The following is a 10,409-nucleotide window of genomic DNA, read 5'->3' as shown; positions in this document are numbered from 1 at the left end:
CAAGGAGTTTGTCGTTCCGTTGTCGCTGGAAGTGGGGCGCATTATAAGGGGATTCGAGAGGGCGTCAACCTTTAATTTCATTTAATTGAAATATGGGGGGAAAGACCGTGTCGCGGCCCACAGGTGTTCGCCACAACACATGCAGCGCCTATGAGATCGAGCGCCGCCCGCGCGGCGCTTCGCGGGGCAAGCCCGCTCCCACAGTCTGTTTCGGGCCAGTTACTCCTGCCACCTCCCCACTCGCGCCTTGGGGATTGCAAAAAAGCTGAGGCGACACCTTCTATATTGAGGGGGACAAACAAGGCGGGCAGCGGAGACCTCACAGAAGAGACTGGCCCGAAACAGACTGTGGGAGCGGGCTTGTCCCGCGAAGCGCCGCGCGGGCGGCGCTCGATCTGACAGGCGCTGAATGTGTTGTGGCGGGCACCTCTCAAAACCAGCTCAATCCCAAGGCAGGCACCCCGCAGCCCCGCTCATACCTCAAACCACCCTACCCTGCTTTCTCACCAGCCTGGGCAGCACCCGCGAAACCGCCGGAATCCTCAACACCATCAACACAACCCCAATAAACGCATACACCGCCCACTCCCGCAGATCCGAACGCACGATCCACAAAAAATGCAACAACCCCAACCCCAACACCGCATACACCAACCTGTGCAGCTTCTTCCACCGCGCCCCGAGCCGCCGCTGGCTATACCGGTTCGAGGTAACCGCCAATGCCAACAACCCAAGAAACCCCAACGCCCCGACAATAATGTAGGGCCGCTTGCGCAACTCCACCGCCAACTGCCCCCAATCCAGCCCCAGGATAAAGAACAGGTAAGCCAGAATGTGCAGCACAATATAGGCAAACACCCACAACCCCAGCTGCCGGCGCACCACAATCCAGCCCGACCACCCTGTCAACTTCTGCAGCGGTGTCATGCCCAAGGTCACCAGCAGGAAGGTCAGCGCCCCAAGCCCCAGACGATCCATCATGATCTTCCCGGGATCAGGCCCCAACAGATTCATCGCGGCCTCATACAACCACCACGCAGGGAACAGGCACCCCACCACAAAAATGGCCAGGCGAAACCAGGGGTAGCGCATCAATAGTTCTTCCGCAGATCAAGCCCGGCGTACAGCGACGCCACTTCATCGGCGTAGCCATTGAACATCTGCGTTTCCCGCACGTTCGGGCTGAACAACCCGCTGGGCAAACGCCGCTCACGCGCCTGGCTCCAGCGCGGGTGATCGACATTCGGGTTTACATTGGCGTAGAAGCCGTACTCATCCGGCGCCAATCCTTCCCAGGTAGTGTCCGGTTGCTCTGCCACCAGGCTGATACGCACGATCGACTTGATGCTTTTGAAGCCATACTTCCACGGCACCACCAAGCGCAGCGGCGCACCGTTCTGGTTGGCCAGCTCCCGCCCATACATGCCAACGGCCAGAATGGCCAAAGGATGCATCGCCTCATCCAGACGCAAGCCTTCTCTATATGGCCAGTCGATCAGGGCGAAGCCCGAGCGTTGCCCCGGCATATGCTCTGGGTCCTTCAATGTCTCGAAGCGCACGTAGCGGGCCTTGGAAGTCGGCTCGACCTGCTTGAGCACTTGTGCCAAGGGGAACCCCAGCCACGGAATGACCATCGACCACGCCTCAACGCAACGCAGCCGATAAATGCGCTCTTCAAGCTGGTAGGGTTTTACGAAGTCTTCCAGCGCATAGCGCCCAGGCTTGCCGACTTCACCATCCACCACTATCGACCACGGTTCGGTCTTCAGGCTGTCGCCATTGGCCGTGGGGTCGCCCTTGTCGGGCCCAAACTCATAGAAGTTGTTGTAGTGGGTAGCGTCCTTGAACGGCGTGATCGCCTCACCCTTGACCGTGACTGCCTGCCATTGCGTGGCCGCCAGCTTTTCACTGAACCAGCCAGGCGCCTTGCCCGGCGCAACATCGGCGTAACGGCTGGCTTCGGCCGCATGGCCAATACCTGGCAGAGCGCCCAGGGCCAAACCGGCCAGCGAGCCACCCAACAGGGTACGACGGGAAAGGTAGATGCCTTCGGGGGTGATCTCCGATGCTTTGCATTCGGATGACCGGGGAAGCTTGATGAGCATGGGCGGCTCCACAGCACTGGATAACGGATGTACCAGTAAGACTATGGAGCCGGAGGGTTATTCCAGCATTAAGCGATTTTCACGCTTTACGCCGGCGCGCCTTGAGCAGGAACTGGATCGGCCCCGATGCCGCGTAGGCGAGGAAGATCAGCAGCAGGATGCGCGGCGGGTCGCTGAACACCACAGCAAACACCAACACCACGGCCAGAATCGCCACGAACGGTACGCGGCCTTTAAGGTCCAGCTCTTTGAAGCTGTTGTACTTGATGTTGCTGACCATCAGCATGCCGGCAGCAGCCACCAGCAGCGCGACCAGGAACGACAGCTTGGAACCCTGGATGCCGTAGTCGCTGAACGCCCAGACGGTCCCCGCCACCACGCCAGCGGCAGCCGGGCTGGCCAGGCCGATGAAGTAACGCTTGTCGGCGGTACCGACCTGGGTGTTGAAGCGCGCCAGACGCAGCGCAGCACCGGCTACATAGATGAAGGCGACCATCCAGCCGACCTTGCCCATGTCACCCAGTGCCCAGCCGAAGGCCAGCAAGGCCGGGGCCACGCCGAAGGCGACCATGTCCGACAGCGAGTCATACTCGGCACCGAAGGCGCTCTGGGTATTGGTCATGCGCGCGACACGGCCGTCCAGGCCGTCGAGCACCATGGCCACGAAGATGGCGATGGCGGCAAAGGCGAAATACTTGCTCGCCTCGCGAGGGTCACCCGCGCTCAGGGCGCTCTGCGCGCTCATCGAACTGATGATGGAATAAAAGCCGGCAAACAGGTTAGCGGTGGTGAACAGGTTGGGCAGCAGGTAGATGCCGCGGTGGCGCACCTTGCGGCCTTCGGCGTCATGCCCTTCTTCAACGTGCTCGTCGATCGGTAGCAGGCTTTCGGCGTCGGAGGGCTTGTTCGGCTCTTCGGGACGTTCGCTCATGGAGGGTACCTTGCAACAGGATGGAAAATGTTCGACACGGGCCCACGAAACAGGTTCTGACGGCGGGCCACTGGTCTGCTTTATACCAGAAGCAGGCTGCCAGAACGAAAAAACGCGGCCGAAGCCGCGTTTTTCATGTTGCGTTGTTACTTAGTTCTTGGCTTTGTCGACGATCTTGTTCGCCGAGATCCAAGGCATCATCGAGCGCAATTGCTCACCGATGATCTCGATGCCGTGCGAAGCGTTGTTACGACGCTTGGCGGTCATCGATGGGTAGTTGGTAGCGCCTTCGGAGATGAACATCTTCGCGTACTCGCCGTCCTGGATGCGCTTCAGAGCGTTGCGCATGGCCTTGCGGGATTCTTCGTTGATGACTTCCGGACCGGTGACGTACTCACCGTACTCGGCGTTGTTGGAGATCGAGTAGTTCATGTTGGCGATGCCGCCTTCGTACATGAGGTCAACGATCAGCTTCAGCTCGTGCAGGCACTCGAAGTAGGCCATTTCTGGCGCGTAGCCAGCTTCAACCAGGGTTTCGAAACCGGCTTTGACCAGCTCGACGGTACCGCCGCACAGAACAGCCTGCTCACCGAACAGGTCGGTTTCGGTCTCGTCCTTGAAGGTGGTTTCGATGATGCCGGTACGGCCGCCACCCACGCCAGCAGCGTAGGACAGGGCGACGTTCTTGGCGTTGCCGGACGCGTCCTGGTAGATAGCGATCAGGTCAGGGATGCCGCCGCCTTTGACGAACTCGGAGCGCACGGTGTGGCCCGGGGCCTTCGGCGCGATCATGATCACGTCGAGGTCCGCACGCGGTACAACCTGGTTGTAGTGGATCGAGAAACCGTGGGAGAAGGCCAGGGTAGCGCCCTTCTTGATGTTCGGCTCGATTTCGTTCTTGTACAGAGCGCCCTGGAACTCGTCCGGGGTCAGGATCATCACCAGGTCAGCCGCAGCGACAGCGGTAGCAACGTCAGCAACTTTCAGGCCGTGGGCTTCAGCCTTGGCAACGGTAGCCGAACCTTTACGCAGACCGACGGTAACGTCTACACCGGAGTCTTTCAGGTTGCACGCTTGGGCGTGGCCTTGGGAACCGTAACCGATGATGGCGACTTTCTTGCCCTGGATGATGGAAAGGTCGCAGTCTTTATCGTAGAAAACTTTCATGAAAATACCCCTGGTTATATCTCGGCCCCTGCGGAGCCATCGCTAATTTTTGAATTTAGATGCTGAGCACTTTGTCGCCACGGGCAATGCCGGTAACGCCGCTGCGCACGGTTTCGAGAATCGATGCAGTGCCGATGGCCTGGATGAAGCTGTCCAGTTTGTCGCTGGTACCGCTCAACTGTACGGTGTACACGCTGGCGGTCACATCGACGATCTGGCCACGGAAGATATCCGTGGTGCGCTTGATCTCGGCGCGCTGGGCACCGGTGGCCTTGACCTTGACCAGCATCAGTTCACGCTCGATGTGAGCGCTTTCCGACAGGTCGACAAGCTTGACCACTTCGACCAGCTTGTTCAGGTTCTTGGTGATCTGCTCGATCACTTCGTCATGGCCAACGGTGGTCAGCGTCAGACGCGACAGGGTCGGGTCTTCGGTCGGCGCCACGGTCAGGCTTTCAATGTTGTAGTTGCGCTGGGAGAACAGGCCGACCACACGGGACAGAGCACCAGGTTCGTTTTCCAGCAGCAGGGAAATGATATGCCGCATATCAGGTACGCTCCGTCTTGCTCAGCCACATGTCACGCATCGAGCCATCCTTGATCTGCATTGGATAGACGTGCTCACTGCGGTCAACCGCGATGTCGATGAACACCAGGCGGTCCTTCATCGCAAACGCTTCTTCCAGCTTCGGCTTGAGGTCCTTCAGGCTGGTGATGCGGATACCCACATGGCCATAGGCCTCGGCCAGCTTGATGAAGTCAGGCAGCGACTCCACGTACGAGTGCGAGTGGCGACCGTTGTAGGCCATGTCCTGCCACTGGCGGACCATGCCCAACACACCGTTGTTCAGGTTGACGATCTTCACCGGCAGGCCGTACTGCATGCAGGTGGACAGCTCCTGGATGTTCATCTGGATGCTGCCTTCACCGGTCACGCAGGCAACGTCCTGGTCGGGGAAGTTGAGCTTGACGCCCATCGCCGCCGGGAAGCCGAAGCCCATGGTGCCCAGGCCACCGGAGTTGATCCAGCGGTTCGGCTTGTTGAAGCGGTAGTACTGCGCCGCGAACATCTGGTGCTGGCCCACATCGGAGGTGACGAAGGCATCGCCGTTGGTCACTTCGCACAGGGTCTCGATCACTTTTTGCGGTTTGATGACGTTGCCGTCGCCCTTGTCGTAAGGGAACAGTTCGCCATTGCCACGCCATTCGTCTATCTGCTTCCACCAGCCATCCAGCGCCGCCTTGTCAGGCTGCTCACCGATTTCCTTGAGGATGCCGAGCATTTCGCTGAGCACACTGTCGACCGGCCCAACGATTGGCACGTCGGCCTTGATCATCTTTGAAATCGACGCCGGGTCGATATCGACATGGATGATCTTGGCGTTCGGGCAGAACTTGGCCGGGCCGTTGACCACGCGGTCGTCGAAACGCGCACCGACGGCGAAGATCACGTCGGCATTGTGCATGGCCATGTTGGCGGTGTAGCTGCCGTGCATGCCGAGCATGCCGAGGAACTGGCGGTCGGTACCCGGGAACCCGCCCAGACCCATCAGGGTATTGGTGACGGGCAGGTTCAGCGACTTGGCGATTTCGGTCAGGGCTTCGGAGCCACCGCCGAGGATCACGCCACCACCGGCGTAGACGATCGGGCGCTTGGCCGCCAGCAGCATTTCTGCAGCTTTGCGGATCTGGCCGGAGTGGCCACGGACCGCTGGGCTGTAGGAACGCAGCTTGACCTTTTTCGGGTAGACGTATTCGAACTTCTCAGCCGGGTTGGTCATGTCTTTTGGAATGTCGACCACGACTGGACCTGGGCGACCGGATTGCGCCAGGTAGAACGCTTTTTTCAGAACTTCAGGGATCTCGGTCGGGTTCTTGATCATGAAGCTGTGCTTCACGATCGGCCGCGAGATACCGATCATGTCGGTTTCCTGGAAGGCATCGGTACCTACCATGGTGCTAGGCACCTGGCCGGACAGGATGACCATCGGAATCGAGTCCATGTAGGCGGTGGCAATGCCGGTAATGGCATTGGTCGCGCCCGGGCCGGAGGTTACCAGCACCACACCGGCCTTGCCGGTGGCGCGGGCGTAGCCGTCCGCCATATGGGTTGCCGCCTGCTCGTGGCGAACCAGGATGTGTTCCACTTCCGGTTCTTTGAACAGGGCGTCGTAAACATGCAGGAGAGCACCACCAGGGTACCCGTAGATGTGCTTAACGCCTTCGTCACGCAAGAAGCGGACGACCATCTCAGCGCCAGATAAAAGCTCCACGTTGTTCACCTCTAAAACGCCAGAATACCGCCCTCACTGGACGGGTCTTAATAGGTTTACTGCCAAGCAGAGCATGAGCGAACGTCAGCACTGACTGAGCAAGTATTGGGAGCACCCCTGAGTGTTGCGGGGTTTTCCCACCCAGCGCGAGGTAACGCGTTGCGGGGTGTAACAGGTCGGCGCGGGTATGCACCTCATGATCTGCTTAGCGGGTCTGCTTCTGGCAGTCCCACTACAGCGGAAGTTGGATTCTTGTGATTTGGCGGCTACAAGTCAAGAAAAATTATTGCCAATTTTTCCCCAAGATGAATTCCTGCCACCACTAAAAATCGCTTCAGCAGCAGAATTAATAAGATTTCCACAAAAAAGGGCCACAATCTGCGGCCCTTGAAGGAAAAACTGAAGAAATCAGGCGGAAGGAGCGATCAATTGGTCAAAAGCTGCCAACAGGCGGCGCAACTCACGACTTTGCTCCGGCCGGTCGACAAACACCGTTTCGGCCATGACCAGGATGCTGGAGGCGTTAGGCAGCGGCTGGCCGAGCTCGATGATGATCTTCATACGCTGCAGGAAAATCCATTGCAGCCATTGCTCGAAACGCAGCGTATCGACGGCGAACGGGATGGTACTGGCCAATGCCTCGTCGCTCGGCGGCTCGTCATCCCACCAGCCTTGTACCTGCAGTTCACGCTCAATCAGCAGCAGATGGTCGGCGATATCCAGAATACGTTGCTCGATCATCACGAATTGACCCGTGCCTTTTGCCGGGCCAGTGCAGCACCAGCGCTGTCACCCTGCTTTTCACGGGCCTGGGCGATGGTGTTCCACAGTTCGGCCTGCAGGCTCGGGCGGCCGTTGGCGTAGGTCAGGGCGCGACGCGCCAGCTGCTCGGCCTGCGGCGCATCACCTTGCGACAGGCGCACCTGGGCCAGGCGGTACAGCACCTGCGGCTCGCGCGGGGCGATGCGCTGGGCACGTTCCAGGCTCGACGCGGCGCCGTTGAAGTCGCCACTGCCCTGCTGGGTCTTGGCGGTGGTCAGCAGTGCCAGCACCGGCCCGTCCAGTTGCTCGTCGGCCGACAGGCCACCGGCAGCGGGCGTGCTGCGCGGAATGCCGGTTGGCGCGCTGCTGGCAGCCGGGGCACTGTTCATCGAGGCGATGTCGAACGGTTCATCGGCGATCGGGTTCGGATTGGTGGTCATCGGTGCCGAAGTTACCGGCCCGGTAGTAATCGGGCCCGGCGTGATCGGCGAGGTGCTGATCGGCGCTGCGCCGTTGGCCGCCGGGAACGTCTGGATTCCCGAGGCGCCTGCGCCCTGCGGGATCATCACGGTAACGCCGGAATCCTCTGGCAGCGTTTGCGCTTGCGCAGTGCCCGCGTTGTAGCCACCCGCCGGGCGGTTGGCCGTCACGCGTTCGCTGTTGGACACGCGGGAGCTCGAATCGACCACGGGGATATTGCCGCGCGGGACGCTGGAGCACCCCTGGAGCACCACCAGCGCCGTCACGGCAGGAAACAGCCACTTGTTCACATCACACCTCATCAATGCAGCCTGTGCTTAATTCATCCAGCCCTTGACCCAGTCCATGACCGATTCGGCGGGATTCTGCTCGCCGCCACAGGTCGCGCCGGCAGGCGGTTCACTGCCGCGAATATACGGCAACTGCACCGCTCCCGGACAGCTACCGTCAGACCCGTGGCCCGTGTAGGGGTCGATCCAGGCCTGCACCACGTTGTCCGGCTGTGGCATGTCCAGCGGCAGCGGGTCGGCCTTCTTCATGAAGCTGGTCCACACCTGCAGGGCACCGGTGGCGCCGGTGAACGGGGTCTTGCCGTTATCGTCACGGCCCATCCACACCACCGCCAGCAGGTCCTGGCTGAAGCCGGAGAACCAGCTGTCGCGCGAGTCGTTACTGGTACCGGTCTTGCCCGCCAAGGTCAGCGAGCGCGGCAGGGTGTTGTACACCGAACGCCCGGTACCTTCGCGCATTACCCGCTGCATGGCGTTCTGCACCAGGTAGATGGCACCCGGGTCGAAGGTTTGCTGGATCTGGAACGGGTAGCGCTTGAGCGGCTCGCCCTCGGCCGTGAGCACGCTGCGGATACCGCGCATCGGCGTGTTGAAGCCACCATTGGCGATGGTCTGGTACATGGTCGCGACCTGCATCGGCGACATGCCACCGGCGCCCAGTAGCATTGCCGGGAACGGCTTCCAGTCAACGTTCACGCCCAGCCGGCCGATGGTCTTGATCACATTCGGCACGCCCACTTCCAGGCCGAGCTTGGCGGTCGACAGGTTGTAGGAGTTGGCCAGCCCCTGGTAAAGGTAAATGGTGCCGTGCGGGCGACGGTCGTAGTTTTGCGGGCGCCAGACCTGGCCATCTGCACCTTTGACCGAGAACGGCTCGTCCTGCACCCAGCTGGTCAAGGTGAACTTGCTCGGCTGCTCCAGCGCGGTCAGGTAGACCGACGGCTTGACCAGCGAGCCTATTGGCCGCACCGCATCGATGGCCCGGTTGAAGCCGGCAAAGCCCGCCTGACGGCTACCGATCAGCGCCTGCACCTCACCGGTTTCAGGGTTGGTCACGACCATTGCCGACTCCACCTCGTCAGCCCCTTTGCGACCGGCCAGGCGCTTGAAGGTCTCGCTCATCGAGGTTTCGGCCTTCATCTGCAGGATCGGGTCGAAGCTGGTGAAGATGCGTAGGCCTTCTTCGGTCAAGTCTTCGTCGCGGTAGTCCTGGCGCAGCTGACGCTTGACCAGGTCGAGGAAGGCCGGGAACGAGCTGTCGGCGAGGCTGCCGCGCTTGGTCACGCCCAGTGGCATCTTCTTCGCCGCATCGACTTCGGCCTGGCTGGCCACGCCTTGCTCGGCCACCAGGTCGAGCACCAGATTACGCCGGGCCAGGGCGCGCTCGGGGTAGCGCCGCGGGTTGTAATAGGACGGGCCTTTGACCATGCCCACCAACAAGGCGACCTGGTGCAGCTTGAGTTCGGACAGCGGCTGGCTGAAGAAGAACTGGCTGGCCAGGCCGAAGCCATGCACGGCACGCTGGCCGTCCTGGCCGACGAACACCTCGTTGAGGTAGGCCTCGAGGATTTCGCGCTTGTCGTAATGCAGCTCAAGCAGCATCGCCATCATCGCCTCGGTCAGTTTGCGGCTAAGGCTGCGCTCACTGGTGAGGTAGAAGTTCTTCACCAGCTGCTGGGTCAGGGTACTGCCGCCCTGGCGCATGGAGCCGGACGAAGTGTTGACCCACATGGCCCGGGCGATGGACTTGGGCGACACGCCGAAGTGGTTGTAGAAGTCGCGGTCCTCCGTGGCCACCAGGGTTTCGAGCAGGTACCTGGGCACCTGGTCGATCTTGATCAGGATGCGGTCTTCGAGGTTTTTCGGGTAGATGCCGCCGATCATCAGCGGTTCCAGGCGCACGACGTCGAGCGCCTTGCCGTTGGCACTGGAAAGGCCGGCCACGTAATCGCCAGAGAAGCGCACGCGCACGAACTGCGCCGGCTCCATGCCCTCGTAGAACTGGAAGCCACGGGTGTTGAGGTCGACGGTATTGCCATTGACCGACGCAGCACCTGGGCCGTTGGCGGCGCTTTCACGGCGGTAGCCAAGCGCGTCGAGCTCGGTGAGGAAGTCGCTTTTGCTCAGTTTCTGGCCGGTGAACAGCTCCAGCGGCCGGGCATACACCTTGGCCGGGATGGTCCAGCGCTTGCCAGAAAACTTCTCCTGGACGACGGCATCGAGGTAAACCGCGAAACCAGCGACGATCACCAGGCCTACCAGGCTGAGCTTCAAAGCCCAGCCCAGCCAGGCGCGGGAGCGGCCGGTCGGGCGTTTCTGAGGGGTACGGGGATTTCGGGTTCGGGTCATGGCGGCGGATTATACGCACTTTATAAAGGCTGGGCAGACGGCCCGGCGGTAG

At 60.9% G+C, this 10,409-nt stretch carries 9 protein-coding genes; all 9 read right to left on the bottom strand.

Features of this window, described 5'->3' with window-relative positions; all coding sequences use genetic code 11:
• Positions 1-480: 480 nt before the first annotated feature.
• Positions 481-1,092 (bottom strand): protein-methionine-sulfoxide reductase heme-binding subunit MsrQ, encoded by a 612-nt coding sequence (gene msrQ, locus ACIP02_RS17815; RefSeq protein ID WP_400618531.1) that lies wholly within the window; start codon positions 1,090-1,092, stop codon positions 481-483.
• Positions 1,092-2,105 carry a protein-methionine-sulfoxide reductase catalytic subunit MsrP gene (gene msrP / locus ACIP02_RS17810; RefSeq protein WP_400618529.1) on the bottom strand — a complete coding sequence of 338 codons (1,014 nt, stop codon included), beginning with the start codon at positions 2,103-2,105 and terminating at the stop codon, positions 1,092-1,094. The genes msrQ and msrP overlap by 1 nt, the downstream gene beginning before the upstream one ends.
• A 79-nt stretch (positions 2,106-2,184) precedes the next feature.
• Positions 2,185-3,036 carry a CDP-diacylglycerol--serine O-phosphatidyltransferase gene (gene pssA, locus ACIP02_RS17805; protein WP_201199954.1) on the bottom strand — a complete coding sequence of 284 codons (852 nt, stop codon included), beginning with the start codon at positions 3,034-3,036 and terminating at the stop codon, positions 2,185-2,187.
• Between the two features lie 150 nt (positions 3,037-3,186).
• Positions 3,187-4,203, bottom strand: a complete 1,017-nt coding sequence (gene ilvC / locus ACIP02_RS17800) for a ketol-acid reductoisomerase (RefSeq protein ID WP_056795202.1) — start codon at positions 4,201-4,203, stop codon at positions 3,187-3,189.
• Between the two features lie 55 nt (positions 4,204-4,258).
• Positions 4,259-4,750, bottom strand: a complete 492-nt coding sequence (gene ilvN, locus ACIP02_RS17795; RefSeq protein WP_003250040.1) for an acetolactate synthase small subunit — start codon at positions 4,748-4,750, stop codon at positions 4,259-4,261.
• 1 nt (position 4,751) lies between these two features.
• Positions 4,752-6,476: an acetolactate synthase 3 large subunit gene (locus ACIP02_RS17790; RefSeq protein WP_400618523.1), complete on the bottom strand. Its 1,725-nt coding sequence runs from the start codon at positions 6,474-6,476 to the stop codon at positions 4,752-4,754.
• Positions 6,477-6,884: 408 nt separating this feature from the next.
• Positions 6,885-7,217, bottom strand: a complete 333-nt coding sequence (locus ACIP02_RS17785) for a YqcC family protein (protein ID WP_400618520.1) — start codon at positions 7,215-7,217, stop codon at positions 6,885-6,887.
• Entirely contained in the window at positions 7,217-8,020 is an 804-nt protein-coding gene (locus tag ACIP02_RS17780) for a tetratricopeptide repeat protein (protein WP_400618517.1), read from the bottom strand. Before ACIP02_RS17780 ends, ACIP02_RS17785 begins: the two co-directional genes overlap by 1 nt.
• A 15-nt stretch (positions 8,021-8,035) precedes the next feature.
• Entirely contained in the window at positions 8,036-10,357 is a 2,322-nt protein-coding gene (gene mrcB / locus ACIP02_RS17775) for a penicillin-binding protein 1B (RefSeq protein WP_400618515.1), read from the bottom strand.
• Positions 10,358-10,409 lie beyond the last annotated feature (52 nt).

Source organism: Pseudomonas sp. NPDC089408 (assembly GCF_044749445.1).
Taxonomy (GTDB): Bacteria; Pseudomonadota; Gammaproteobacteria; order Pseudomonadales; family Pseudomonadaceae; genus Aquipseudomonas.
The sequence above is the reverse complement of the archived record's forward strand: the minus strand, read 5'-3'. Positions and strand labels throughout refer to the sequence as shown.

Coding starts and splice junctions, on each gene's coding strand:
- msrQ (WP_400618531.1), bottom strand. CDS start 1,092: ATGCGCTACCCCTGGTTTCGCCTGGCCATTTTTGTGGTGGGGTGCCTG.
- msrP (WP_400618529.1), bottom strand. CDS start 2,105: ATGCTCATCAAGCTTCCCCGGTCATCCGAATGCAAAGCATCGGAGATC.
- pssA (WP_201199954.1), bottom strand. CDS start 3,036: ATGAGCGAACGTCCCGAAGAGCCGAACAAGCCCTCCGACGCCGAAAGC.
- ilvC (WP_056795202.1), bottom strand. CDS start 4,203: ATGAAAGTTTTCTACGATAAAGACTGCGACCTTTCCATCATCCAGGGC.
- ilvN (WP_003250040.1), bottom strand. CDS start 4,750: ATGCGGCATATCATTTCCCTGCTGCTGGAAAACGAACCTGGTGCTCTG.
- ACIP02_RS17785 (WP_400618520.1), bottom strand. CDS start 7,217: ATGATCGAGCAACGTATTCTGGATATCGCCGACCATCTGCTGCTGATT.
- ACIP02_RS17780 (WP_400618517.1), bottom strand. CDS start 8,020: ATGAGGTGTGATGTGAACAAGTGGCTGTTTCCTGCCGTGACGGCGCTG.
- mrcB (WP_400618515.1), bottom strand. CDS start 10,357: ATGACCCGAACCCGAAATCCCCGTACCCCTCAGAAACGCCCGACCGGC.